The organism is Rhizobium sp. C4, assembly GCF_021026315.1.
Lineage (GTDB): Bacteria > Pseudomonadota > Alphaproteobacteria > Rhizobiales > Rhizobiaceae > Ensifer_A.
In genome coordinates, this window is sequence record NZ_JAJNCX010000001.1 from 231,460 (window position 1) to 256,916 (window position 25,457).

General features: G+C 61.9%; 21 protein-coding genes. 2 read left to right on the forward strand and 19 right to left on the reverse strand.

Annotated elements, in window-relative coordinates; all coding sequences use genetic code 11:
• Nucleotides 1-2: 2 nt before the first annotated feature.
• From LQK84_RS01085 to LQK84_RS01170, 18 genes are all read right to left on the reverse strand, one after another.
• Complete coding sequence (locus tag LQK84_RS01085) at nt 3-1,388, reverse strand: pyruvate dehydrogenase complex E1 component subunit beta (protein ID WP_230826754.1); 1,386 nt, start codon at nt 1,386-1,388, stop codon at nt 3-5.
• Nucleotides 1,389-1,504: 116 nt separating this feature from the next.
• Nucleotides 1,505-2,536 (reverse strand): pyruvate dehydrogenase (acetyl-transferring) E1 component subunit alpha, encoded by a 1,032-nt coding sequence (gene pdhA, locus LQK84_RS01090; protein WP_230826755.1) that lies wholly within the window; start codon nt 2,534-2,536, stop codon nt 1,505-1,507.
• 158 nt (nt 2,537-2,694) lie between these two features.
• Nucleotides 2,695-3,003, reverse strand: coding sequence for an FtsB family cell division protein (locus LQK84_RS01095; RefSeq protein ID WP_230826756.1), 309 nt, complete (start codon nt 3,001-3,003; stop codon nt 2,695-2,697).
• A gap of 157 nt (nt 3,004-3,160) precedes the next feature.
• The gene (gene eno / locus LQK84_RS01100; RefSeq protein ID WP_230826757.1) at nt 3,161-4,435 is read right to left on the reverse strand and encodes a phosphopyruvate hydratase; all 1,275 of its coding nucleotides are present in this window, start codon (nt 4,433-4,435) and stop codon (nt 3,161-3,163) included.
• A gap of 431 nt (nt 4,436-4,866) precedes the next feature.
• Nucleotides 4,867-6,219, reverse strand: a complete 1,353-nt coding sequence (locus LQK84_RS01105) for a peptidoglycan DD-metalloendopeptidase family protein (protein ID WP_230826758.1) — start codon at nt 6,217-6,219, stop codon at nt 4,867-4,869.
• Between the two features lie 208 nt (nt 6,220-6,427).
• Complete coding sequence (locus LQK84_RS01110; protein ID WP_230826759.1) at nt 6,428-7,081, reverse strand: protein-L-isoaspartate(D-aspartate) O-methyltransferase; 654 nt, start codon at nt 7,079-7,081, stop codon at nt 6,428-6,430.
• A gap of 4 nt (nt 7,082-7,085) precedes the next feature.
• Nucleotides 7,086-7,847 (reverse strand): 5'/3'-nucleotidase SurE, encoded by a 762-nt coding sequence (gene surE, locus LQK84_RS01115; protein WP_230826760.1) that lies wholly within the window; start codon nt 7,845-7,847, stop codon nt 7,086-7,088.
• 4 nt (nt 7,848-7,851) lie between these two features.
• A complete protein-coding gene (serS, locus tag LQK84_RS01120; protein WP_230826761.1) occupies nt 7,852-9,135 on the reverse strand; it encodes a serine--tRNA ligase in 1,284 nt (427 codons plus the stop codon).
• A gap of 92 nt (nt 9,136-9,227) precedes the next feature.
• On the reverse strand, nt 9,228-10,076 hold the full coding sequence (gene tatC, locus LQK84_RS01125; RefSeq protein ID WP_230826762.1) for a twin-arginine translocase subunit TatC: 849 nt from the start codon (nt 10,074-10,076) through the stop codon (nt 9,228-9,230).
• A complete protein-coding gene (gene tatB, locus LQK84_RS01130) occupies nt 10,073-10,804 on the reverse strand; it encodes a Sec-independent protein translocase protein TatB (protein ID WP_230826763.1) in 732 nt (243 codons plus the stop codon). The genes tatC and tatB overlap by 4 nt, the downstream gene beginning before the upstream one ends.
• Before the next feature lie 35 nt (nt 10,805-10,839).
• The gene (locus LQK84_RS01135; protein WP_112627486.1) at nt 10,840-11,031 is read right to left on the reverse strand and encodes a twin-arginine translocase TatA/TatE family subunit; all 192 of its coding nucleotides are present in this window, start codon (nt 11,029-11,031) and stop codon (nt 10,840-10,842) included.
• A gap of 65 nt (nt 11,032-11,096) precedes the next feature.
• Entirely contained in the window at nt 11,097-12,209 is a 1,113-nt protein-coding gene (locus LQK84_RS01140; protein ID WP_230826764.1) for an ABC transporter ATP-binding protein, read from the reverse strand.
• 50 nt (nt 12,210-12,259) lie between these two features.
• Nucleotides 12,260-12,922 carry an SMC-Scp complex subunit ScpB gene (gene scpB, locus LQK84_RS01145; RefSeq protein WP_230827266.1) on the reverse strand — a complete coding sequence of 221 codons (663 nt, stop codon included), beginning with the start codon at nt 12,920-12,922 and terminating at the stop codon, nt 12,260-12,262.
• 44 nt (nt 12,923-12,966) lie between these two features.
• Complete coding sequence (locus LQK84_RS01150; protein ID WP_230826765.1) at nt 12,967-13,803, reverse strand: segregation and condensation protein A; 837 nt, start codon at nt 13,801-13,803, stop codon at nt 12,967-12,969.
• A gap of 51 nt (nt 13,804-13,854) precedes the next feature.
• Complete coding sequence (gene nagZ, locus LQK84_RS01155; protein WP_230826766.1) at nt 13,855-14,871, reverse strand: beta-N-acetylhexosaminidase; 1,017 nt, start codon at nt 14,869-14,871, stop codon at nt 13,855-13,857.
• Between the two features lie 70 nt (nt 14,872-14,941).
• Nucleotides 14,942-18,034, reverse strand: coding sequence for an SPOR domain-containing protein (locus tag LQK84_RS01160; RefSeq protein WP_230826767.1), 3,093 nt, complete (start codon nt 18,032-18,034; stop codon nt 14,942-14,944).
• Between the two features lie 59 nt (nt 18,035-18,093).
• A complete protein-coding gene (gene argS / locus LQK84_RS01165; RefSeq protein ID WP_230826768.1) occupies nt 18,094-19,854 on the reverse strand; it encodes an arginine--tRNA ligase in 1,761 nt (586 codons plus the stop codon).
• A gap of 136 nt (nt 19,855-19,990) precedes the next feature.
• Nucleotides 19,991-21,208: a deoxyguanosinetriphosphate triphosphohydrolase gene (locus tag LQK84_RS01170; protein ID WP_230826769.1), complete on the reverse strand. Its 1,218-nt coding sequence runs from the start codon at nt 21,206-21,208 to the stop codon at nt 19,991-19,993.
• A gap of 203 nt (nt 21,209-21,411) precedes the next feature.
• Here LQK84_RS01170 and erpA point away from each other — a divergent pair, with 203 nt between their 5' ends.
• Together erpA and xth are read left to right on the forward strand one after the other, a co-directional pair.
• Nucleotides 21,412-21,744: an iron-sulfur cluster insertion protein ErpA gene (erpA, locus tag LQK84_RS01175; protein ID WP_230826770.1), complete on the forward strand. Its 333-nt coding sequence runs from the start codon at nt 21,412-21,414 to the stop codon at nt 21,742-21,744.
• A gap of 35 nt (nt 21,745-21,779) precedes the next feature.
• Nucleotides 21,780-22,565 carry an exodeoxyribonuclease III gene (xth, locus tag LQK84_RS01180; protein WP_230826771.1) on the forward strand — a complete coding sequence of 262 codons (786 nt, stop codon included), beginning with the start codon at nt 21,780-21,782 and terminating at the stop codon, nt 22,563-22,565.
• An 18-nt stretch (nt 22,566-22,583) separates the two neighbouring features.
• On the opposite strand, the gene cckA is transcribed toward xth, so the two are convergent.
• Nucleotides 22,584-25,205, reverse strand: a complete 2,622-nt coding sequence (gene cckA / locus LQK84_RS01185) for a cell cycle histidine kinase CckA (RefSeq protein WP_230826772.1) — start codon at nt 25,203-25,205, stop codon at nt 22,584-22,586.
• Nucleotides 25,206-25,457: the final 252 nt, after the last annotated feature.

The window sequence follows — 25,457 nt, forward strand, 5'->3', positions numbered from 1 at the left end:
CCTTATTTGTAGCAAACGGCCTTCACGGCATCGATAACTTCGCCGACATTCGGCAGAGCCAGCTTTTCAAGGTTGGCCGCATACGGCATCGGCACGTCCTTGCCGGCAATCGTGATGACCGGGGCGTCGAGATAGTCGAACGCTTCGCGGCTGACGCGGTTGGCGATGAAGTCACCGACGGATGACTGCGGATAGCCTTCCTCGACGGTGACGAGACGGCCGGTCTTCTTGACCGATTCGATGATCGCCGGCAGGTCCATCGGACGGATGGTGCGCAGGTCGATGAGTTCGACATCGATGCCGAGCTTGGTCAGTTCGTCCACGGCCTTGACGGCATAGGTCATGCCGATGCCCCACGATACCAGCGTGACATCGTTACCGGCACGGTGAATGCGGGCCTTGCCGATCGGCAGGACGAAATCGTCCAGCTTCGGCACTTCGAAGGTCTGGCCGTAGAGGATTTCGTTTTCGAGGAAGATGACCGGGTTCGGGTCGCGGATCGCCGCCTTGAGCAGGCCCTTGAAGTCGGCTGCCGTGTAGGGCTGGATGACCTTGAGACCCGGAATGTGGCTGTACCAGGCTGCGTAATCCTGGCTGTGCTGGGCAGCCACACGAGCGGCAGCACCGTTCGGGCCGCGGAACACGATCGGAGCGCCCATCTGGCCACCCGACATGTAGAGCGTCTTGGCGGCCGAGTTGACGATCTGGTCGATCGCCTGCATGGCGAAGTTGAAGGTCATGAATTCGACGATCGGACGAAGGCCGGCCATCGCAGCGCCGACGCCGATGCCGGCAAAGCCGTGCTCAGTGATCGGCGTGTCGATGACGCGCTTCGGGCCGAATTCCTGCAGGAGGCCCTGGGTTACCTTGTAGGCGCCCTGATATTCGGCGACTTCCTCACCCATGACGAAGACGTCCGGGTTGGCGCGCATTTCTTCGGCCATGGCGTCGCGGAGCGCTTCGCGCACCGTGATCGTCACCATTTCGGTGCCGGCCGGGATTGCCGGATCGGAAGCGGCTTCCGTCTTCGGCGCGGCCGGAACGGGAGCGGATGCAGCAGGCGCAGGAGCCGGTGCCGCCGCAGGAGCGGGCTCGGCAGCAGGCGCAGCCTTCGGCGCGGCGGAACCGATGTCGGAGGCGCTTTCGCCCTCCTGCAGCAGAACTGCGATCGGCGCGTTGACCTTGACGTTTTCGGTGCCGGCGGCGACCAGCAGCTTGCCGATCACGCCTTCATCGACAGCTTCCACTTCCATGGTTGCCTTGTCGGTTTCGATTTCGGCGATCACGTCGCCGGAGACGACCTTGTCGCCTTCCTTTTTCAGCCACTTGGAGAGCGTGCCTTCCTCCATCGTCGGAGACAGTGCAGGCATCAGGATGTCAATCGGCATGGTCCTCACCCAATTCGTTTCAGGCGCTCGGCCTTAAAATTCTTGATCAGCGCCAGCATATCGCGGCGCGCGGCATGCGAAAGCTCCGCCTTCACTCCCGAAGGCGGAGCCCGCTGTCAAAGCAGGATATCGGTATAGAGTTCCGATACGGCCGGCTCGGGATTTGCCTGGGCGAAATCGGCAGCATCGGCGACGATCTCGCGGACTTCCTTGTCGATGTCCTTGAGCGAATCTTCCGTGGCCCAGCCCTTCTCGATCAGGCGCGCCTTGACCTGTTCGATCGGGTCATGCTCGGAGCGCATCTTCTGCACTTCGTCCTTCGAACGATACTTGGCCGGGTCAGACATGGAGTGACCACGGTAACGATAGGTCTGCATTTCCAGGATGATCGGGCCGTTGCCGGAGCGGCAATGCTCGACAGCGTAATCCGCTGCGGCCTTGACGGCGCGAACATCCATGCCGTCGACCTTGAGGCCCGGGATGCCGATGGAGGCACCACGCTGGGAGAAGTCCGTCTGCGAGGAGGCACGCGATACGGCAGTACCCATGGCGTAGCGGTTGTTCTCGATGATGTAGATCACCGGGAGCTTCCAGAGAGCGGCCATGTTGAAGCTCTCATAAACCTGACCCTGGTTGGCAGCGCCGTCGCCGAAATAGGCGAGCGAGACGTTGTCATTGCCACGGTAGTGGTTGGCAAAGCCGAGGCCGGTGCCGAGCGATACCTGTGCGCCGACGATGCCGTGACCGCCGTAGAAGTTCTTTTCCTTGGAGAACATGTGCATCGAGCCGCCCTTCCCCTTGGAAAGACCGCCTTCGCGACCGGTCAGCTCGGCCATGACGCCACGGGCGCTCATGCCGCAGGCCAGCATGTGGCCGTGATCACGATAGCCGGTGATGACCTGATCGCCTTCCTTCAGCGCCATCTGCATGCCGACAACGACAGCTTCCTGGCCGATATAGAGGTGACAGAACCCGCCGATGAAGCCCATGCCATAAAGCTGGCCGGCCTTTTCTTCGAAGCGGCGAATGAGCAGCATCTCGCGGTAGGCGGCGAGTTCCTGTTCCTTGTTGAATTCGGAAATCTTTTCCGCAGCGTCGGCTTTGGCGGACTTGCGGGCAGCAGCAGACGCGGGTTTACGCGGAGCCATGCAGTAACCTCCCCAGGCTTGATGTTTTTCCTTGGCCACCACCATAGGCAAAGTCAGGAAAAACAGCAATGCCCTAAACGCATAGCTAGCATCTATTGGAAGTATTTGAAATATAACGCAAAAATCAAATTAATCCGATTTCGGTTATATTGCCGAAATCAGTGAAAGATAACGATCTCATCGGGGCGGGACATATTGAGCTGCGCACGCGCCTCCTCGTCCAGCATATCCTTCTGTATCGAGCCGTCGCTGAGCGCCGAAACCTGCCGCTCCAGCGCCTTGCGCTTCACCTGCAGGGTCGCAAGCTTCTGCTGCCTCTCGGCTTTTTGCTGGAGGAACTTCTCGGTCGCCTTCAGTCCAAACTCGCCATGGACGGAATGATAGCCGAAATAGGCCAGGAATGCAGCCGTAATCGCCGGCAAGACGAAACGGCCGAACCGCCGCTTCCTGTACTGCTTGGTCAACATCGAATTACCCGTGACGCGATACTCTTTGAGAGACACATTAGAACGCAGAGATTAACGCTCTGTTGACCACGCCAGAGCGGAAACGAAAAAGGCTGCAGCAGGGATGCCGCAGCCTCTTCATGTATCGTTATGGAGGGCCATACGGCCCTCAGGCAGCTCAGGCCTTCAGGATCGAGCGGCCGGCATACTTTGCCTGGCTGCCGAGACCTTCCTCGATGCGGATGAGCTGGTTGTACTTCGCGAGCCGGTCCGAACGGGCGAGCGAGCCGGTCTTGATCTGACCGCAGTTGGTGGCGACGGCGAGATCGGCAATGGTCGAATCTTCCGTTTCGCCGGAGCGGTGCGACATGACGGCGGTGTAGCCGGCCTTGTGGGCGGTTTCGACGGCGTCGAGCGTCTCGGAGAGGGAACCGATCTGGTTGACCTTGACGAGGATCGAGTTGGCAACACCCATCTTGATACCGTCGCGCAGGCGTGCCGAGTTGGTGACGAACAGGTCGTCGCCGACCAACTGGCACTTGGCGCCGACGAGATCGGTCAGGATCTTCCAGCCTTCCCAGTCGTCTTCAGACATGCCGTCTTCGATCGAGATGATCGGGTAGCGGGCCACGAGGTCAGCAAGATAGTGGGCCTGCTCGGCCGGGCTGCGGGTCTTGCCTTCGCCTTCGTAAACGTAGTTGCCGTTCTTGAAGAACTCGGTCGAGGCGCAGTCGAGGCCGATGAACATGTCGTCGCCCGGCTTGTAGCCGGCCTTTTCGATCGACTTCATGATGAAGTCGAGGGCAGCCGGTGCGCTTTCGAGGCCCGGTGCAAAGCCGCCTTCGTCACCAACGTTGGTGTTGTGGCCCTGGGCTGCCAGTTCCTTCTTCAGGGTATGGAAGACTTCCGAGCCCATGCGGACGGCTTCGCGGATGTTTTCAGCACCCACCGGCATGATCATGAATTCCTGGAAGTCGATCGGGTTGTCGGCATGTACGCCGCCATTGATGATGTTCATCATCGGAACCGGCAGGAGGCACGAGCCGGCGCCACCCACGTAGCGATAGAGCGGCAGGCCAGCGGCGTCAGCAGCAGCCTTGGCAGCAGCCAGCGACACCCCGAGGATGGCGTTTGCGCCGATGCGGCTCTTGTTCGGCGTGCCGTCGAGTTCGATCATGGCCTGGTCGAGAGCGATCTGGTCTTCGGCGTCCATGCCGCCGATGGCGTCGAAGATTTCGCCGTTGACCGCAGCGACTGCCTTTTCAACGCCCTTGCCGAGATAGCGCTTGCCACCATCGCGAAGCTCCACGGCTTCGTGAGCGCCCGTGGATGCACCCGACGGAACTGCCGCGCGGCCCATGCTGCCATCCTCAAGGATGACGTCGACTTCGACAGTCGGGTTGCCACGGCTGTCGAGGATCTCGCGGCCGATAATGTCAACAATGGCAGTCATGTTCTTTTCCCTATAGGCTGAGGAGATTGGTCCGGGTTTCTCATAGAACATCACTCGCCCAGAGGGAAGCTGCCCCTCGCGATGAATTGCCGGGTGCGCGAATACATACCTCTTCGTATATGCGAAATTTTGCAGATTAGGTTTACCTAAATTCATGCATTTGTCGCCATTATGGATCTCGTGCAGCGGATGCCCCCAACCGAAACCGCTGCCGATTGAGGCGAAAGCCTCGGGCGCAGCCCCCAATTAGCGCCCATCTGACAAGCCGCCAGGTCCCCCACCTGGCGGCTTCATTGTTTTCGGGCCTCAGAACCCCGCTCTCAGCAAATCGAAAGGCTCCGCAACATGTCCCGAAACGGCAAAGGGGCCGACGTTGCCGCCGGCCCCTTCACGCAGTCCCCGATACGCAATACTCTGCGGGGAAAGTCGGACTATTCCAGGAAGGACATCGGGTTGATCGGAGCCGAGTTCTTGCGGACTTCGAAGTGCAGCTTCGGCCGCGAGGCGTTGCCGGACATCCCTGAGTCGGCGACCACCTGACCGCGATTGACCTTGTCACCGCGATTGACGTCGATGCTCTTGAGATGGGCGTAGACCGTGACCTTGCCGTCGGAGTGGCGGATCAGAACCGTATTGCCGAGCTTTTCAAGACCATTGCCGGCATAGATGACAACGCCATTTTCAGCAGCCTTGACCGGGGTGCCTTCCGGCACGGAGATGTCGATACCGTCGTTGCGCTGGCCTTCGACATTGGCGCCATAGGCGGCAATGACTGCGCCGGTTGCCGGCCAGCGATACTTGCCGATGCCGGTTTCAGCGGGTGCCGTGGAGGCAACCTGGTTGCCTGTAGCCGAAGAAACACTGTCCTTCGATTCGGCAGGCGCCGCGGCGGCAGCAGCAGCCGGCTGCGTTGCCTTCGGCTTCAGCGGCGCGTCGGGCTTCTGCGAGACGGAGGCCGTCGTCATGTCGTCGGCGGTGACTTTTTCGGTCGCGGGCTTTTCGGCGACCTTCTGGGCAGAAGCCGGGATCTTGAGTTCCTGGCCGGCGCGGACGGCGTTGCTCGTCAGGCCATTGGCGGCGCGCAGCGCTTCCACGGTGACGCCATTCTTCTTGGCGATGGCAATCAGGCTCTCGCCCGAGGCAACCTTATGCGTTGCACCCTTGGCGCCATCCTTGGCCTCTGCGGTCGCAACCTTCTTCTTCTCGGCCTGAGGCGCAGACGGCAGAACGGCTTCCTGATGGGGGCCCTTGGTGGGAACAGGGATCTTCGTCGGGGCCTGCGCCACCTTTGCCTGCCCTGCAGACTGCGGCTCGATTGCCGCGACCTGCTTCGACGGCGCGGCAGGCTGAGACGCCGGCGTCGTACCCGTCGAGATCGGATCGGGCCCCTTGATCATGCGAATATTGCTGCTGCTCTTGGCAGGCACAGTCGTGTTGGCAGCCTGACGAACCGGCGCAGAGGCGGCAGGCGCAGCCGGCGGCAGAGGCGCACCGAGAGCCGCGGATTGAACGGGCGAGCTCGATACGACACGGGCATTCGACGAAACCGGCAGCGGCGAGCCGTACTGCGCGTTCTGGGCCGGAGGAAGCGGCTGGCTCATCGGATCGGAAAGATCCGAGCGCGGCGGCAGGTTGCCGGCAGAGGCCACATCGGCGCTCGGGGTCGGAACCCGACCGTTGCCACCAGAGCCCTGGATCGACCCGGTGCTCATGTTGTCGGCAGAATGATAGAAACTGTCAAAGCGGGTCGCATCGGAACTGCAACCGGCCGCAGTGCCGGCCAACAAAGCAATCGCAATGAACCGAACTGCCGGATTTTTGTACGCTGACGCAATTCTGTTACGCATTACTGGCCCCGTCTCTACAAGAAACTCTCGTGAAGCCATTAAAGCGCGTTAGGGTTACCGCAGGGTTAAGGCGGCGTATCAGGAGGTCACTATTTTTCGTGATTTGCCAATCCTGCCGGCTGGTTGCCCTGCCCGGACAGGCGCTTCAGAGAGCGCTCGCCATATGCGGTTCCAGCGGCAGATAAGGCACTTCAAAGAGTTCCGTCCGCTCGAAGCGGACACCCACCTTGGTGAAGCGGATCATCACGCAGCGGCCATCTTCGAGAATCATCGGCGCCAGCATTTCGCCACCCGGAACGACCTGCTCGGCGAAGATTCGCGGCATTGTCGTGAAGGCTGCGGTGACGAGAATGCGGTCGAACGTGCCCTCGCCCGGCAGCCCGTTCATGCCGTCGGCCTGACGGGAAAAGATGTTGCCGCCGCCGATCTTGCCGAAGCGGCCATGGGCGTTTTCGACCAGCGTCCGGTAACGATCGACCGTCAGGACGCGCTGGCACAGCTTGCCCATGAGGCTTGCGGTGTAGCCGCTACCCGTGCCGATTTCGAGAACGCGATGATCGGGATGCAGGTTCAGGAAATGCACCACCTTGGCAGCGAGATCGACGCCTTCTGCAAAGGCACCGCATTCGATCGGGATCGAGTGCCGCGACCAGGCCTCGCGGGCAAAGGTCGGCGGCACGAAGAGGCCGCGCGGGACCTGCTCGATCGCATTGAAGAGGCTGGCATTGGAAATGCCATCCGACCGCAGCCGCATGACCAGCGCTGCAAACTCTTCCCTATCGCCAAGTCCGGGTTCCAAAGAGCTACTCCAGAGAAAGCGCGGTCTTCAGCGCATTCTGCGCTGCATAATCGGTCAGGTCCAGCATCAGCGGCGTCACCGAAATGCGGCCCTCGGCGAGTGCATTCACATCCGTCCCCGTCTTCAGGTCGGATTTCCGGCCGTCGAACTTCAGCCAGTAATAGGGGAAGCCGCGGCCGTCGCGACGCTGTTCGGCCAGGAGGCCGAAGGTGAGCTTGCCCTGATTCGTCACCTCGATGCCCTTGACCTCTTCCGGCCGGCAATTCGGGAAATTGACGTTCAGGAAGCTGAAAGCCGGCAGTTCGACGCCGATCAGCTTGTCGAGAAGTGCGGGCGCATGCGTCTCCGCAACGTCCCACGGAACCTTCCGCTCGCCGTCGAAGATGTAGGCCTGAGACAGCGCGATCGAACGCACGCCCTGCAGCGCGCCTTCCATGGCACCGGCAACGGTGCCGGAATAGGTCACGTCATCGGCCATGTTGGCCCCGGAGTTGACGCCGGACAGGACGAGATCCGGCTTGCCCTCCATCACTTCCTGAATACCCATGATGACACAATCAGTCGGCGTGCCGCGCAAGGCGAAGCGCTGGTCGGACACCTTGCGCAGGCGCAGCGGGTCGTTCAGCGTCAGCGAATGCGCAAGCCCGCTCTGGTCGGTTTCCGGCGCAACGATCCAGACGTCGTCCGTCAGTGTGCGGGCAATGCGCTCCAGGGCGGCGAGCCCCGGAGCGTGAATGCCGTCATCATTGGTGAGCAGGATGCGCATCGGGTCAGGCTGCCTTCTCGATCCGGGTGATGCCGCCCATGTAGGGCAGAAGCACGTCCGGAACGGTGATCGAGCCATCCTCGTTCAGATAGTTCTCCATCACGGCGATGAGGCAGCGGCCGACAGCGGTGCCGGAACCATTGAGCGTGTGAACGAAGTTCAGCGCCTTCTCGGAGGCGTTGCGGTAACGCGCATTCATGCGGCGTCCCTGGAAATCGCCACAGACCGAGCAGGACGAGATTTCGCGATAGGTGTTCTGGCCCGGCAGCCAGACCTCAAGGTCATAGGTCTTGCGCGCGCCGAAGCCCATGTCGCCCGAGCAGAGCGTCATGGTGCGGAAATGCAGGCCGAGGCGCTTCAACACTTCCTCGGCGCAGGCGGTCATGCGCTCATGTTCGGCAATCGAGCTTTCGGCATCGGTGATCGAAACGAGTTCGCATTTCCAGAACTGGTGCTGGCGCAGCATGCCGCGCGTATCGCGACCGGCGGAACCGGCTTCCGAGCGGAAGGATGGGGTCAGCGCCGTGAAGCGCAGCGGCAGCTTGTCCTGGTCGAGGATTTCGCCGGAAACGAGGTTTGTCAGCGTCACTTCCGCCGTCGGGATCAGCCAGCGGCCGTCGGTCGTGCGGAAAAGGTCTTCGGCAAACTTCGGCAGCTGGCCCGTGCCATACATGGCCTCGTCGCGCACCATCAGCGGCGAGGAGACTTCCGTGTAGCCGTGTTCGCGGGTGTGCAGGTCCAGCATGAACTGGCCGAGCGCGCGTTCCATGCGGGCAAGCTGAGACGTCAGAACCGTGAAGCGCGCGCCGGAAAGCTTGGCGGCACGTTCGAAATCCATGTAGCCGAGGCCTTCACCGATTTCGTAATGCTCCTGCGGGGGATGGTTCCAGCCGGGCTTGTTGCCGACGACGCGTTTGACCACGTTGTCATGCTCGTCCTTGCCGACCGGTACATCGTCCAGCGGAATGTTCGGGATGCGCGAGAGCATGTCCGTGAGTTCGGCGCTGATCTTGCGCTCTTCCTCTTCGGCGCTCGGAAGCGTTTCCTTGAGCGTGGCCATTTCGGCCTTCAGCTTTTCGGCAAGCTCGGTGTTCTTCTGCGCCATGGCGGCGCCGATTTCCTTGGAGGCCGAGTTGCGGCGCGACTGCATGTCCTGCACTGACTGGACGAGGGAGCGGCGCTTCTCATCGAGCGCGATGACGGAAGCCGACAGGGCCTCAGCGCCACGTTTCGCCAAAGCAGCGTCAAGCGCTGCCGGATTTTCCCTGATCCATTTGATGTCGAGCATTGAACTTCAGCCTTCGAAGACGGGTCAGTTCCGAAGGGTGGCAGCTTCGTCTTCAAAAAGCCCCGCCCCGAGTCATTGGGCAGGGCCGGTCGTCACGCCCCGCCGTCTTCAGACGCGGAGGATGAGGCGACGTCAGTTGCTGTCGCCTGCTCTTCGTCCGCAGCCTTCTCCTTGCCGCGACCCTTCTCGATGAGTCGACCTGCATAGATTGCGATTTCGTAGAGAAGGATCGTCGGCAGCGCAAGGCCGATCTGGGACATCGGATCGGGCGGCGTCAGCACGGCGGCGACCACGAAGGCCATCACGATGGCGTATTTACGCTTCTCCACCAGCGTCTGCGTGCGCAGGATATCGGCGCGGATCAGAAGCGATGTCACGACGGGAAGCTGGAAAACCAGACCGAAGGAGAACACCAGCGTCATGATCAGGCTCAGATATTCCGAGACCTTCGGCATCAGCTGGATAGCAACCTGGCTTTCGGAGCCGGACACTTCCATGCGCAGGAAGAACCACATCACCATCGGGGTGAAGAAGAAATAGACCAGCGCCGCGCCGAGCAGGAACAGCACGGGCGATGCGATCAGAAACGGCAGAAAGGCTGCGCGTTCGTTCTTGTAGAGGCCGGGCGCGACGAAACGATAGAGCTGCGAGGCAATAACCGGAAAGGCCAGGATCATGGCGCCGAACATGGCCACCTTCAATTGCGTGAAGAAGAATTCCTGCGGCGCCGTGTAGATGAATTCCGCCTTCTTCAGATCAAGATGCGCCCAGAGGACAGCCCACTTGTAGGGGATGACCAACAGGTTGAAGAGGTCTCTCGCGAAGAAGAAGCAGACCAGAAATGCGACGAAGAACGCTGCCAGCGACTTGATCAGGCGCGCGCGCAGTTCGACCAGATGCTCGATCAGCGGCTGCGGCTTGTCTTCAATATTGTCGGTCATGCATCACCCGTCTTCTTGGCCTTGGCGGCGGGTTTCTTCGGCTTGGCCGCCTTTTCAGCAGCCGGCTCGACCTTGGCAGCCGCGGCCGCGGCCTTGCGGGAGGCAGGCTTCTTGACCGGGGCACTCACGGCTTCCGGAGCGACAGCGGCAGTCTCGGCAACAACGGCAGCCTTCTTGCGCGGTGCGGCCTTTGCTTTAGGCGCGGCGTCCACAGGGGCGGCTTCCGCCACAGCCTGCTCCTTGGCCGCACGCGGCTTGCGGGCGGGCTTCTTCGCTTCGGGAGCCGGATCGCGCGAGGCGGGCGTTTCGGCCGACGTCGGCGGCGTCACTGTCGCCGGTTCAGCGACAGGGAATGTCGGTGGTTCGCCGGGGAGCTTGACCTCAGGTTCCGGCTTCCAGGGTTCGCCGATCTTCGTCGGCTCCGGCTTGGCAGCATTCTGCAGGTCGCTGCGGATGTCGTTGCCCATCTGGCGCAGCGGGTTCAGTGCATCCTTTAGCGAATTGACCGGATTGAGCTTCTGCGCATCGGAGAAGGTCTGGCGGACATCGTCCAGCTCCGCTTCGCGAAGCGCCTCGTCAAACTGCTGGCGAAACTCGCCAGCCATGACGCGGAGGCGCTTCGTCATTTTGCCGAAAGCGCGCAGCATGGGCGGCAGGTCCTTCGGCCCGACCACCACGATCAAAACGATGGCGATGACCAAGAGCTCGGTCCAGCCGATATCCAGCATTGAATTACCTCAGAACTGCGCGGGCGGCGCTGATATTACTTGGCTTCGTCGGCTTTGTGATCGACCGTCTTGGCCTTGTCCGCCGGATCTTCCTCGGACATGCCCTTCTTGAAGTTCTGAATGCCCTTTGCCAGGTCACCCATCAATTCCGGGATCTTGCCACGACCGAAGAACAGCAGCACGACGACCAGAACGATCAGCCAATGCACCATGCTAAAAGAACCCATCGGAATCTCCTTCCTGTCGCCTCCGAACACCGGAGGCTTATTTGTTCCCCAACGATGTAAGACGTTCAAGCGTCTTTTTCAAACACCATTATGTCGCGTTCGTTAACGTCTAGCGATATGTCGCGCAAGCCCTGCGGCAACTGGTCGGCACGAATTCGCGCGCGGACCGGTTCTTCGACGCCGGGTACGGCCAGTCTCAGCACCTCGACGACGCCCAGAAAACGGCGCGAGAGAATTCTTGCGGGGATGCGACCACCCTCGCCGCTTGCCTTGACATCCGCCAGCCGAACCGCCGCATTGACACGGGTTCCGTCTGCAAATCCCTTCACTGTCGTGCGGCCGAGCGGTGTTTCCACCGCGCCATCGCGAACCACCGAGGCAAAGATGTTGATGTCGGAAAAGAAGCCGGCAGCGAACAGGCTGGCCGGACGGCGGTAAAGCTCTTCGGACGGGCCGGATTGCACCAGCCGCCCGTCGCGCAGAAGCGCGATGCGGTCAGCCATCAGCATCGCCTCCTCCGCATCATGCGTGACAACGATGGCCGTGGCGCGGGTTTCGCGCAGGATCGCCAGCGTCTCGGACCGCACCGAATCCTTGAGGCGGGAATCGAGACCGGAGAAGGGTTCGTCCATCAGGAAAACGGCAGGGCGCGGGGCAAGCGCGCGGGCGAGCGCCACGCGCTGCTGCTCCCCGCCGGACAGCGCATGCGGGTATTTCTCGGCGGCATGGTCGAGACCGACACGCGCCAGGGCCGCCATCGCCTCTTCGACTGCCGCCTTCTTGGGCAGGGCAGTCAGACCGAAGCGGACATTCTCGAGGATCGTCAGGTGCGGAAAGAGCGCAAAGTCCTGGAAAATCAGCCCGATGCCGCGACGCTCGGGTGGCAGGAAGGTCGAGGGGCCAGCGATTTCACGGTCGTTCAGAAGAACCCGCCCGCTCGACTGGACCTCGATGCCAGCAGCGATGCGAAGCAGTGTCGTCTTGCCCGATCCCGACGGTCCCAGAAGGCAGAGAACTTCACTCGGCTGCGCCACCAGCGAAATGCCGCGGATGGTTTCCTTGCCGTGATAGCTGTGGCGGATATCGTCGAAGGCGAGACGCGCGGCGAATGTCACGCCGGCCGTTCGGCGGCTGCGGACCTCGGGATCAACGTGCTGATTTGGGAGCGACTTCGACAATGAGACCGTCCGGATTGAGGGCCTTTTGGGCAGGCCGATAAAAGCGGAGCTTATTCCTCTTCTTTCCCGCCCGGTGTCAAGAGGCCGAGTTCCTCGAGGTCGAGTTGCGTCAGCGGATCTTCGTCCTCGGTCAACTCGTCATCGGACAGGGGAGACGGAATATTGAAGTTCGGCGGCATGCGGCCCGTGAGCAGCCCTGCCCCGCGCAGCTCTTCCAGACCCGGCAGATCGCGGATCTCTTCCAGCCCGAAATGGTCGAGGAAGTCGCGTGTCGTGCCAAAAGTGACTGGACGGCCCGGTGTGCGGCGGCGGCCGCGGAAGCGCACCCAGCCTGCCTCCATCAGGACATCGAGCGTTCCCCGCGAGGTCTGGACGCCGCGAATATCCTCGATTTCGGCGCGTGTCACCGGCTGGTGATAGGCAATGATCGCGAGTACCTCCAGCGCGGCGCGGGAGAGTTTCCTTGGCTCGCGCTCGTCGGAACGGAGCGCAAAAGAGAGGTCCGGCGCCGTGCGGAAGGCCCAGTGTCCCTCGACGCGGACAAGGTGGATGCCACGTGCGGCATAGTCATTCTTCAGCGTCGCCATGACAAGGCCGACATCGACACCGCGCGACAGGCGCTCCGCCAGAAAGCCTTCGGAAACCGGCTGCGCCGAGGCGAAGACAAGGGCTTCCGCCATGCGGCACGCCTCGACAAAGCGCGGGTCATCCATGCTCGTCTCGGTAACGTCGATCAATTCGGATGTTTCGGCCATGGTCATGCGTCTGAAGTTCCCTCACCCAGTTCAGAGGCCCTGTCGCCCGGCCGCATGAAGATGGGCTTGAATGCGCCATCCTGGCGAATCTCGATCTTGCGTTCGCGCGCCATCTCCAGCGATGCGGCAAAGGCGCTGGCGATCATGGTGCGGCGCTCCTGCGGATCGATGGTGTAGCGCGCCAGATACATGTCCAGCGACACCCAGTCCGAAATCTCGCCAACCATGCGCGACAGCAGCGTTCTGGCCTCCACCAGCGACCAGACCTTTCGGCGGGCGATTACCACATTGGTCACCGCCTGTCGCTGTCGCAGGGCCGCGTACGCGGTCAGAAGGTCGTAGAGGCTTGCCTCGAAGGCGGAGCGGCGTTCGACGGGGATCAGTTCGGGCGCACCGCGCGGGAAAAAATCGCGCCCCAGCCTGTCGCGGTTGACCAGCCTCTCGGCAGCACCGCGCATGGCTTCGAGACGCTTCAGCCGGAAGGCCAGGCTTGCCGCCATTTCCTCGCCGGAGGGTTCGCCATCCTTGGGCGCCTGCGGAATGAGAAGGCGTGATTTGAGATAGGCGAGCCAGGCAGCCATCACGAGATAGTCGGCGGCCAGCTCGATGCGGATCGCGCGGGCCTGTTCGACAAAGACCAGATATTGTTCGGCCAGCGCCAGAACGGAAATGCGCGACAGATCGACCTTCTGCGTGCGGGCCAGATGCAGCAGCAGGTCGAGCGGCCCTTCAAAACCGGCGACGTCGATCAGCAACGCGGGTTCGGTGACCCCACGCTCCGCATCCGCGTCCCACAATTTCTCAAGCGGCGCGGACGCCGGCTTCTGCCCTTCGGCCATCTGAACTTCCTGCCCCTTAGGCCGGCCCCGGGGTGCCCCCAGGCCTGCCGGTCAGGCAGACGGGAACATCGCGAAGAACTCGGCGCGCAATGCGGCTTCATCCGAAGCGTCGGGCTTGGCAAAGCCGGCAATCGCTGCATCAGCACGGGCCTTCGCCTTGCCGGCGAGAACCGGCGCTTCGGCGACGACGGCCTGCATTTCCGCCATCACGCCATTGCAGTGAAGCACGATATCACAGCCCGCCGCAACAATGTCGCGCGCGCGCTCCCCAATTGTTCCGGCAAGCGCATTCATCGAGGTGTCATCGGACATCAGCAGGCCATCGAAACCGATATATCCGCGAACGATCTCGTCGATGACGATCTTGGACGTCGTGCCCGGTCGTTCCGCGTCGATTGCCGTGTAGACGACATGGGCGCTCATGGCCATCAATTCGTTGCGCAGGGCGCGGAACGGCGCGAAGTCATGCGCTTCCAGCACCTCGCGCGAGGCGTCGACGACCGGCAGGTTATGATGCGAATCGGCGCCGGCGCGGCCGTGGCCCGGCATGTGCTTCATGACCGGCAGCATGCCGCCATCCTTCAGCCCCTGCGCTGCGGCGCGCCCCATGGCGGTGACGGTCTCGGGATCATGGCCATAGGCGCGGCTGCCGATCACGTCATGTGCGCCCGCGACGGGAACATCGAGCACCGGCAGACAATCGATATCGATGCCGAGTTTCAGGAGATCGAAGGCGTGAAGGCGGGACATGAGCCAGGCGGCGCGCAGTCCCTTTTCCTTGTCCTCTGCATAAATCGCACCGAGGTCGGCACCGGACGGGTACTTGTCGGCGAGCGGCGGGCGAATGCGCTGCACGCGGCCGCCTTCCTGGTCGATCAGGACGGGCGCATGCCGGCCCGCAACGGTTTCTCTGAGATCATCGGTCAGCCGCCTGATCTGGTCGAGGCTTTCGATATTGCGACCGAAGAGAATGAAGCCCCAGGGCTGTACGTCGCGATAGAAGGCCTTCTCTTCGTCCGTGAGAACCGGGCCGGAGCAGCCGAGGATGAGCGCGCGTGTGTCTGTCATGATCCATCCATAAAGCGAGCATCGCCGCCCTGACAGGCGGCGATGGTTTGAATATTCAACGGATTTTCTCTCAGCGGGAAACGAGGCAGCTTCCGCCCGCCGCCTTGTAGCGGGAGCAAAGCGCAATCGCGTCGTCCTTGCTGCCGGCAACGATGCGCAGGCGGTAGAACGTGCCCTTGCCCGGGATTTCTGCGGGCTTGATATCCGGGCTCTTGCCGCCGATCACCGAGGAGAACTTGGCCGAGAGGTTGGCGTAGGACTTCTGCGCCTCGGCCTCAGAGGGAAGCGATGCGATCTGGATCACATAGGCACCGGCGGGCGCGCTGGATGCGACCGGCGCTGCAGCGGGCTGCGGTGCCGGCTTGGCAGCGGGAGCCTGTGCCTGCGGAGCGGCTGTGGGCTTTTCAGCCGCTGCGGTCTGCTGACCGACGACATTGCCGCGCTGCGTGACCGTACCGACAACATTGACCGGCTGTTCGGCCGGACGCGCGGTCGGGATCGGCATGGGTGCCGACTTGGTCGCCGGAGCCTTGTCAGCCGTTGCGGGCTGTGTGGCCTGCGCTGCAGGTGCGCCGTTTGCCGGGGCAATCGTTGCTGCGGGCTGGGACGCTTCGACCTTGGCCGTTGCAGCCGGTGCGGTCATCGCGGCATCTGCCGCAGCGGGTTTCTGCTGGGCCACGGGTTCAGCCGGGGCATTGGTTTCGCGGGCGACCAAGGTGCCGTTCGGCAAAACGATCATCGTCTTCACCTTGCGGGGCGCGACCGATTCGTTCGTCTTCTGGCCATCGACACCCGGCTGGGAAGGCGTTGCCGGCAGGCGGGCGTCGGCGTCATTGGTAGCCGTGGCATCGGACACACCGGGAACCTGAGATTCTGCAGGCTGCGTGCCTTCATCACCCAGGGTCTTTGCGGCGACGTTGACCGGCTCTTCGGCATTGGCGATCAGGCTGCCCTGCTTGACCACTTCCGGCGACTTGCCGGCAACGCGGTCGTAGACCGCCTTGTCCTGGTTCGGCACCTGCTTGCCGCCCGGCTGGTCGGGAACTTCCTTGATCGGCGACTTGTCGGCCATGATGACGCGGGGCGTTCCGTCCCCTGCGACACCCGGTACATCGCCCGAACGCCAAAGCACTACCGCGCCGAAGCCCGCGAACGCGACCAGAGCGGCAAACGCAGCAACGCGCGCATACCGCGAGACGAAGCTTGTCGACGTCGCGTTGATTTCCGCCATGTCAAAGGCGCGGCCGGCCGGAATGGCAGGTGTTTCATGAATCGAGCGGATGAGCTCGTTGGCGAGGCCATCGGCATCGCTATCGTCGGACGAAGCCTGCTGGTTCGCGGCCTGTGCATCCGCAGCCTGTGCCTTGGACTTGTTGCCGAAGGCGAACAGCTCTGCCATCTCCGCTTCGATATCGTAATCGAAGTCGGACACCGGCTTCGGGAGCGTCTCGCCATCCTGCTCAGGAACCTGCGGAACATCCATGTTGCCGAAGGAGGCAGGCATGCGGTCCTCGATCTCGGTGATCGCACTCGGATCGAAGGGCATTTCATCGACAGGCGGCTGTGCGGTGGCCGTCTGGAGTTCAGACATCACGGCACGCGAGACTTCCGCCTCAATCGCATCCTCATCGAAATCGAACTCGAAATCCTTGAAGTCGAAATCGGCGTTCTTTTCGGCAACGGGTTGCGGCGCAACCGGGTCCTTGCGGACGGAATGAAGCCAGTCCGGCATTTCGAAGGCGGGATCGGCGACGACCGGTGTTGCCACGGCAGCAGTCTTTGCCGCGAAAGACGGGAGTTCAGGCTCGACGGAAATATAGGACGCGACATCGTCAGCGGGCGCGTCCTTCAAGGCATGTATCGCCGGCGCGTCGTGCTCCAGAGCGTCATCAGCCTCGTAAGACGTCGAGGCCTCGTGCTGTGTCGTCACCTCGGCCGCTACAAGATCATCCTCGTTCAGATCGAACTCGAACTCACCGAGAAGATCGGCCTCCGGCTCCGCGGACGCAGCAACCTCAACCTCTTCGGCTTCGTGAACGACTTCAGGCTCTGCAGGCGCGGCAGCAAGCTCGTGCTTCGCCACGGCAGCAGCAACTGCGGAAACATCTTCAGCCGGAGGCAGCGTCTTTGGTGCAAGCGCTGCAGAGGAAAGCCAAGCCGGCGTTGTCGTTTCAAGCGCCACCAGACGATCGTTCTTCCAGGCAGCAAACGGGGATGCCGGTTCGGCCGCAGCCTCGGGTGCGAGGTCGAGCGCACCGAGAGACTGTTCCAGTTCCTCCTCCAGAGCCACACTCGCGGGCGCAGCATCCGCGACAGCCACATCCGCGGCGTCATCGTCGGAGAAATCGAAATCAGGGACAGGACCGGCGAAAACCGGCTCATCGGCGAGCTCAGCCAACACATCGTCAAGCTCGATCTCCGGCACGGGACCGGCAAAGACGGCTTCATCGCCGAAATCGAAATCGGGAACCGGGCCGGCAAAGACAGGCTCTTCTTCGACGGCAACCGGCTCTTCGACCGATTCGGCCACAGGCGCGACTGCAGACTGGATAACCGCATCTTCCTCTTCGAGGTCCCAGCCGGCGAGATCCGGTACGGGACCCGAGAACTCTACGGGTTCATCGGCAGCCTCGACGGAAGCGTCCGCACGGTCCAGAGACGGCGCGAATTCGATCTCGGCATCCGGTTCGGAGGCGAACACGACGGGCGGCTCCGGCTCGATCCGCGGGGCTTCAGCAACCGGTTCAGGCGCGGCAGCGGCGCGAACGACCTGCGCGGGACGGGCGGCACGGAACATGCTGCCCGCATCCATCGGCGGCATCGTATCGTCGTCATCGTCGAGAGCTGCCGCCGGCGCCTGCACAGGCGCGGCCGGACGGGCAACAGGCTCGAAGCTCGGCTCAACCTTTCGGGCGGGCTCACGCGAAGCGGTTTCGCGCGGCCCTTCGTAAAGGGCAAACTCGCGCAGGAGCTCATCTTCGAGATCGGCCATGGCAGGGATGTTCGACGACTGCCCCCCGGCCGGAGGGATGAAGCCGGCCCCGACGGCGATCGGCGAACGCCGCTCCGTCTCCAGCGCCTTGGAAATCTCCGCGAGAGTATCGTTTCCTTCTACGTCCCCGCGAAAGATTGTCCGTTCACCGGCGCGTCTGTTATCTGCCATATTGTCCACTCGCAAAAGCTTGCGTTACCTGCCAGGACATTATGGGCAAATGGCGACGGTCACCGCATCTCGTCTGGCGCAGCCGTCCCGGTAATCCCGAGTCCCGACTTCAAAACGGATGCCACTGCCCTCACCAATCCCAGCCTGGCCACGGTCAATTCTCTGTTTTTATCGTTAACAAACCGTAAGCCGGTATTTTCCTTACCCTTATTCCAGTGTCCATGGAACACGCCCGCAAGGTCGTAGAGGTAGTAAGCAACGCGATGCGGCTCCTGCGACACCGCCGCAGCCTCGATAATCCGGGGGTATTCGGCCAGCTTGGCGACAAGCTGCAACTCTGCCGGATCGTCTATCATTGACGCAATCTTGTCATCAAACGGAAGATTTGCAAGGTCAAGATCCGGATAGACTTCGTGCGCCTGACGATAAATTGATTCGCAGCGCGCATGCGCATACTGCACGTAAAAGACAGGATTGTCCTTGGAGTGCTCAGTAACTTTGGCGAAGTCGAAGTCGAGCGGTTCGGAATTCTTGCGATAGATCATCATGAAGCGAACCGGGTCGCGGCCGACTTCATCGACCACGTCGCGCAGCGTGACGAAATCGCCCGAACGCTTCGACATCTTCACCGGCTCGCCGTCACGGTAGAGCTTGACCAACTGGCAGAGCAGAACCGTCAGGTGAACGGCGCCACCGGACACCGCCTTGGCGACGGCTTCCAGACGCTTGACGTAGCCGCCATGGTCCTGGCCGAGAACATAGATCATGTCGTTGAAGCCACGATCGTACTTGTTCTTGAAATAGGCAACGTCGGCGGCAAAGTAGGTGAAGCTGCCATCCGACTTCATCAGCGGACGGTCGATGTCGTCACCGACATCGGTCGAGCGGAACAGGGTCTGCTCGCGGTCTTCCCAGTCTTCCGGCACCTGGCCCTTCGGCGGCGGCAGCTTGCCCTTGTAGACATGGCCCTTGTAGGTCAGGTCGTTGATGGCCGAGAGGATCAGGTCGCCGTTGTCGGCGTGCAGCGTGCGCTCGGAGAAGAAGACGTCGTGATGGACGTTCAGCGCCGCCAGATCCTCGCGGATCATCACCATCATCGCGTCGATGGCCGCGTTCTTGACGATCGGCATCCACTGGTCTTCCGGCATGGCGCGAAGCTTCGTGCCGTATTGCTCCGCCAGAACCTTGCCGACGGGGACGAGATAGTCGCCCGGATAGAGGCCGGCCGGGATTTCGCCGACCTTGTCGCCCAGCGCCTCGCGGTAGCGGAGATACACCGACTTGGCGAGCACATCGATCTGCGAGCCGGCATCGTTGATGTAATATTCCTTGGTCACCTCATGGCCGGTGAAGGCGAGCAGGTTTGCCAGCGTGTCGCCCACGACGGCGCCACGGCAATGGCCGACATGCATCGGGCCGGTCGGGTTGGCCGAGACATATTCGACATTGACCTTGCGGCCCTTGCCGAGATCCGAACGGCCGAAGCTTTCGCCGGCCGAAACCATCGCGTTCAGCAGCTTCTGCCAGTAGATGGGCGCAAGACGGATGTTGATGAAGCCGGGGCCAGCGACGCTGACGTCTGCGATATCGGGATCGGCCCGAAGCTTTTCGACGACGAAGTTTGCGAAGTCGCGCGGGTTGAGCCCGAGCGGCTTGCCGAGCAGCATGGCGACATTCGTCGACACGTCACCATGGGCCGGATCGCGCGGCGCCTCGACCGTGATGCGCGAGAGATCCGCGCCTGCGCCCTTTTCCTTGAAGACGTCGATGTCGTTCAGGACAGCTTTGATCTTGTTGGCAAAATCATGAAAGATATTCATAGGTCTCGTTTCCCACGACCTGAAGCGTATCGCGATCTTCAAGAGCCGCGCCTGTGCTTCATTTCATTGCTATTTCGCAGATGTCATCGCCAAGCCGCCGCAGATCTGTGCGCGGCTTAGCTCATTTCGGCGCTGCCTATCGCAAATCCGGAGTCTGGTCAAACAGCTGCCGGTGCGTCGCAATCGCATAGGTGTCCGTCATGCCGGCCAGATAATCGCCCACCTGCCGGGCCTTGGCGGCTTCGGGCAGTTCGGAAATATGGTCGTACCAGTGGTGCTTTCGCATCAGCTTGGGGTCGTCCATGAAGGCCTTGTAGAGGTCGACCACGATGTCTGAGGCACCTTTTCGGATGCGCATGATTTCCGGGTGGCGATAGATGCGCTTGAAGAGCATGCCCTTGATCGCCTTGTCCGTCTCGCGCATCGCATCGGAGAACTCGATGACCATGCGGTCGGCATTGCGGATATCCTGCGCCGACTGCGGCTTGAGTTCGGCCAGCCGCTGCTGGGCGACAGATATGACGTCCTCGATCATCCGCGTGATCTGCCGTCGCATGATCTCATGGGTGAAGCGCGACGGGTCGAGCGCCGGATAAAGGCCCCTCACCTCGGCCATCAGGCCGGCGAGGAACGGAATTTCCTCCAGCATTTCGAAGGTGAGATAGCCGGAGCGCAGACCGTCGTCTATGTCATGCGTATTGTAGGCGATGTCATCGGCAATGGCGGCGGCCTGGGCCTCAAGGCTGGCGAAGCTCGAAATCTCCAGATCATGCAGCGCGCAATAGTCGAGGATCGGCTGCGGGACCGGGCCACGCGTGCCGTTGCCTTGCTTGTCCATCAGCGGACCATTGTGCTTGACGAGGCCTTCCAGGCTTTCCCAGGTGAGGTTGATCCCGTCGAACTCGGCATAGCGGCGCTCGAGCTTGGTGACGAGACGAAGCGACTGGGCATTGTGGTCGAAGCCGCCATAGGGCTTGAGGCATTCGTCGAGCGCATCCTCGCCTGTGTGCCCAAACGGCGTGTGGCCGAAATCGTGGACCAGCGCCACGCCTTCCGCCAGATCCTCGTCCAACTTCATGGCACGCGCCAGCGCACGCGCAATCTGCGCGACCTCGATCGTGTGGGTCAGGCGCGTGCGGTAGTGATCGCCGTCATTGGCGATGAAGACCTGCGTCTTGTGCTTCAGGCGACGAAAGGCGGTCGTGTGGACGATGCGGTCGCGGTCGCGCTGGAAGTCGCTGCGCGTCGGGCTCGCCGTTTCGGGATAGAGCCGTCCGCGAGATGTCCAGGGGTCAGCCGCGTAGATGGCGCGCTCGCCATAGCCGAATCCAAGCCTGTTCCTGTCGAAAGTCATTTTCGCTCTGCAACTGTTCAATCTCTGGCCTACATAGCCGCACCAGACCTCTCTTGAAAGAAGTTCACGCCGAATTTGCGGGAGCCGCGGCGAAAAACTTGACCGAACGCACAGGAAGAGATTGATCGGGATCGAAATTGCCCCCATTTTATGCGGGATTCCACGTAACCGCCGGACCTTGAACCCGGCCGGAGGATGAAGACATGACTGATGTGAACGTAACCATGACCGAAAGCGCGGCCAAGCGAATCGCTAAGATCCTCGCCGCAGAAGCCGACAAGAACGCGCTGCGCATCTCCGTCGAGGGCGGCGGCTGTTCCGGTTTTTCCTATAAATTCGACCTGACCGGCGACAGGCAGGACGACGATATCGTCATCGAGCGCGACAATGCGCGCGTGCTGATCGACCAGATGTCGCTTGTCTATATGGAAGGTTCGGAGATCGATTTTGTCGATAATCTGCTGGGCCAGTCCTTCCAGATCAAGAACCCCAATGCGGTGGCAAGCTGCGGCTGCGGCACCAGCTTCGCCATCTGATATCCTGACTTCACAACTTGCATAAAGCGGACGCCATGAAGATCGTGACCTGGAACATCAACGGCGTCCGCGCCCGTATTGAAAATCTCTGCACCTGGCTGAAGGAAAGCGATCCCGACATCGTCTGCCTTCAGGAAATCAAGTCGGTGGACGAGAACTTCCCCCGCCTCGAGATCGAGGCGCTCGGCTATCATGTCGAGACGCATGGGCAGAAGGGTTTCAACGGCGTTGCCATCCTCTCCAAGGTTTCGCCGGACGAGGTGACGCGCGGTCTTCCGGGCGATGATGCTGACGAACAGTCGCGCTTCATGGAAGCGGTGTTCTCGACCGAGAAGGGTGCGCTGCGCGTCTGCTCGATCTACCTGCCGAACGGCAATCCGCCGGACGATCCGGTCAAGTATCCCTACAAGCTCGCCTGGATGGCGCGTCTGGAAGACTTCGCCAAGTCGCGCCTCGCGCTGGAGGAGCCGCTGGTTCTGGCCGGCGACTACAACGTTATCCCCGAGCCGCATGATTGCCACGACCCGGCCGTCTGGGCGGGCGACGCGCTCTTCCTGCCGAAGACACGACAGGCCTTCCGCCGTCTTGAAAATCTCGGGTTTACAGACAGCCTGCGCGCCTCAAGCGACGGCGTGCCGGTCTATACGTTCTGGGACTACCAGGCCGGTGCATGGCAGAAGAACAACGGTATCCGCATCGACCATCTGATGCTTTCGCCGGAAGCCGCCAACCGCTTGCAATCCGTCGCGGTCGAAAAGCACGTCCGCGCCTGGGAAAAGCCGTCCGACCACGTTCCGGTCGCGGGCTATTTCGACTTCTGAGGCGATATCGCCTCAGTCTCAGCCATCCAGCATTTCACGCACGGCCTGCGCCAGCTGCTTGAGCGAGAAGGGCTTGGGCAGGAAGCCGAACTTGGCGTCCTGCGGCAGGTTGCGGGCGAAGGCATCTTCGGCATAGCCGGAGACGAAGATGAACTTCATGTCCGGATATTTCTTGCGCAGCTCCCTGAGCAGCGACGGCCCATCCATTTCCGGCATGACGACGTCGGAGACGACGATATCGACCTTGCCGTCGAGTTCTTCCATGATGTCGAGCGCTTCGACGCCCGAGCCCGCCTCATGCACGGTGTAGCCGCGCGTCTCCAGCATGCGCTTGCCGCCGCGGCGGACTGCTTCCTCGTCCTCGACCAGAAGAACGACCGCCGAATTGCCGGTCAGGTCCATCTCCTGCTCGTTGGCGGACGCGCCGAGTACCTTGTGCTCAGGTGTTGCCGGGCTGCCATCGGCCTGCGTGGCATTGGCAGAGCCCGCCGGCTGCGCCGTGATCTCCTGAATGTGGCGCGGCAGGAAGAGCCGGAACTTCGTTCCCTTGCCGACTTCCGATTCCGGATAGATATAGCCGCCGGACTGCCGAATGATGCCGTAGACCATGGCCAAGCCAAGACCCGTGCCCTTGCCCACTTCCTTGGTCGTGAAGAAGGGCTCGAAGATCTTGTCCATGATTTCGGGCGCGATACCCGTGCCGGTATCCTCGACTTCGACCATGACGAAATCTTCCGCCGGCATGCCGAGCAGGTTCATCGCCGGCACGTCCGAGCCGTTGATATTGCGGGTGCGGATGGTGATCGTCCCGCCATTCGGCATGGCGTCGCGGGCGTTCACACAGAGATTGATCAGCACCTGCTCGAACTGCGACAGGTCCGTCTTCACCGGCCAGAGATCGCGGCCATAGTCGATTTCGAGCTTGACGTTGGACGACGTCAGGCGATCGACCAGCATGCGCAGGTCTCCGACCACATCCGTCAGGTTCAGCACCGTCGGACGCATGGTCTGCTTGCGCGAGAAGGCCAGCAGCTGACGGACCAGCACGGCGGCGCGGTTGGCGTTGCGCTTGATTTCCATCAGGTCGGCGAAGCTTGCATCCGCCTGACGCGCCTGGAGAAGGAGATGGTCGGCAGAGAGCAGGATCGCGGTCAGCACGTTGTTGAAGTCATGCGCGATGCCGCCGGCGAGCGTGCCGACCGCGTTCATCTTCTGCGTCTGCGCCATCTGCTGTTCGAGTTCCTTCTGCGCCGTGTTTTCCACGGCGTAGACGATGGCAGCCTCTTCCGGGGCCTCATCGCTCTGGTCGATGACGGCATTCACATAGAAACGGAAATGACGGCCTTCCTGGACCGGATGGCGCGAATCGAACGGTGCGATATTGCCCTGCCGGTCGCGGGCGGCGGCCAGCGCATCCGCCAGCATCTCGCGATCGCCTTCATGGACGATGCGCTCCAGCGGCGCCCCCTTCTCGACCTCGTCGCGGGAGACGATGTCGGAGAAGAGCGTCATGAAGGGCGCGTTGGTGCGCAGGATCTTGCCTGATCCATCGACCGAGGCGATGGCCATCGGCGTGTTGTTGAAGAAGCGGTTAAAGCGCGCAGACGCGGCAGAGCCCGCCTGCTGGCTGTCGCCGAGGCCCGTGCGCTCAAGCACGATCGTCCGGCTGTCGCCAGGCGCGCCATCGGTCGTGGCGGAGACGCGATGCACGAGACGGACAGGCAGGCCCTGACCGTTGATCTTGCGCATGTCGAGATCGATCGTCTCGGTCCGTTCCCGGCCGGGCTCGGCCTGGATGGACTGGAGGAGCGCCAGCCCCTGCCCGGCCAGCAATTGCGACAAGCTCAGGCTTCCGGGCTGGAAGGTGGTGAGATCCACCCCAAGCCAGCCGGCCAGTGTGGCATTGATGTAGAAGATTTCGCCGCGCCGTCCTGCGGAGAGGAAGCCGGCCGGTGCGTGGTCGAGATAGTCGATCGCGTTCTGCAGTTCGCGGAAGAAGCGTTCCTGCTTCTCGCGTTCGGCCGTGATGTCGCTGATCTGCCAGATGTAGAGAGGCTGCTTTTCGCCATCGACCACCGGCAGCAGGCGGGCCTTCAAGCGGTACCAGTGGGCTTCGGACTTTGCCGAGGCCGCCAGGCCGAGCGGCTTGCGCAGACGAAACTCCTCGAAACCCGCCTTGCCTTCGCGGAGCGAGTTGGCCAGCCGAAACAGCGCCTGGTTGGAATCGGGATCGCGCGAAAGCAGCGCTTCGAGTGTCTGTGTCGAGGCAATCGCACGCGCCCCCGTCAGCTCGCCATAGGCGCGGTTGGCGTAGATCACCCTGCCCTTGCGGTCGGTGACGATCGCGCCATCGGGATGGGAATCGAGGAATGCGTTGGCATAGGCCTCGGTGCGCGGCGCCGGCATCACCTCGATGAAACCGATCAGCGCGGAGACCAGAAAGAAGATCCCGCACATGGCCAGAACGCCCAGAATGCCGAGCACGATCTCGTTTTCCAGCTGGTCCTTGAACACGACAAAGGCAAGCGCCGACAGTGTCAGCGCAGCTGCAAGCACGACGATGCGCAGCCAGGCACCCGCGCCCGCGGGTCTGTTCACGATCGGCGGATTGTAATCGTCCGCCTGCTTGAATTGCGTCATCAATGCCTCTTTGTCTGCGCCGCGTTCACCTGTCTCAGGTCAACATCAGAAGGAATCAATGCGGAGCCGGTTCCAATTCACTAGTATTGCCGCCCAAGTTCAAGACCGCTTGCGAAAACACCGCGGCGCTTTTCGTGGCCGGGTGCCAGTTCTCCACCGCTCTTTTTGGGACGGGCGCTTGCTTTTAAAACAAAAGCTTTTCAAATTGTTTTAGCGCAGGATTCGACGGAGTTGGAGGTCTTGTGTAGTCTC

Coding starts and splice junctions, on each gene's coding strand:
- nagZ (WP_230826766.1), bottom strand. CDS start 14,871: ATGACAGACACACGCGCGCTCATCCTCGGCTGCTCCGGCCCGGTTCTC.
- pdhA (WP_230826755.1), bottom strand. CDS start 2,536: ATGGCTCCGCGTAAACCCGCGTCTGCTGCTGCCCGCAAGTCCGCCAAA.
- LQK84_RS01135 (WP_112627486.1), bottom strand. CDS start 11,031: ATGGGTTCTTTTAGCATGGTGCATTGGCTGATCGTTCTGGTCGTCGTG.
- scpB (WP_230827266.1), bottom strand. CDS start 12,922: ATGGATGACCCGCGCTTTGTCGAGGCGTGCCGCATGGCGGAAGCCCTT.
- tatB (WP_230826763.1), bottom strand. CDS start 10,804: ATGCTGGATATCGGCTGGACCGAGCTCTTGGTCATCGCCATCGTTTTG.
- surE (WP_230826760.1), bottom strand. CDS start 7,847: ATGCGCATCCTGCTCACCAATGATGACGGCATTCACGCTCCGGGGCTC.
- LQK84_RS01095 (WP_230826756.1), bottom strand. CDS start 3,003: ATGTTGACCAAGCAGTACAGGAAGCGGCGGTTCGGCCGTTTCGTCTTG.
- erpA (WP_230826770.1), top strand. CDS start 21,412: ATGACTGATGTGAACGTAACCATGACCGAAAGCGCGGCCAAGCGAATC.
- xth (WP_230826771.1), top strand. CDS start 21,780: ATGAAGATCGTGACCTGGAACATCAACGGCGTCCGCGCCCGTATTGAA.
- LQK84_RS01160 (WP_230826767.1), bottom strand. CDS start 18,034: ATGGCAGATAACAGACGCGCCGGTGAACGGACAATCTTTCGCGGGGAC.
- LQK84_RS01085 (WP_230826754.1), bottom strand. CDS start 1,388: ATGCCGATTGACATCCTGATGCCTGCACTGTCTCCGACGATGGAGGAA.
- cckA (WP_230826772.1), bottom strand. CDS start 25,205: ATGACGCAATTCAAGCAGGCGGACGATTACAATCCGCCGATCGTGAAC.
- LQK84_RS01170 (WP_230826769.1), bottom strand. CDS start 21,208: ATGACTTTCGACAGGAACAGGCTTGGATTCGGCTATGGCGAGCGCGCC.
- LQK84_RS01150 (WP_230826765.1), bottom strand. CDS start 13,803: ATGGCCGAAGGGCAGAAGCCGGCGTCCGCGCCGCTTGAGAAATTGTGG.
- eno (WP_230826757.1), bottom strand. CDS start 4,435: ATGACTGCCATTGTTGACATTATCGGCCGCGAGATCCTCGACAGCCGT.
- tatC (WP_230826762.1), bottom strand. CDS start 10,076: ATGACCGACAATATTGAAGACAAGCCGCAGCCGCTGATCGAGCATCTG.
- serS (WP_230826761.1), bottom strand. CDS start 9,135: ATGCTCGACATCAAATGGATCAGGGAAAATCCGGCAGCGCTTGACGCT.
- argS (WP_230826768.1), bottom strand. CDS start 19,854: ATGAATATCTTTCATGATTTTGCCAACAAGATCAAAGCTGTCCTGAAC.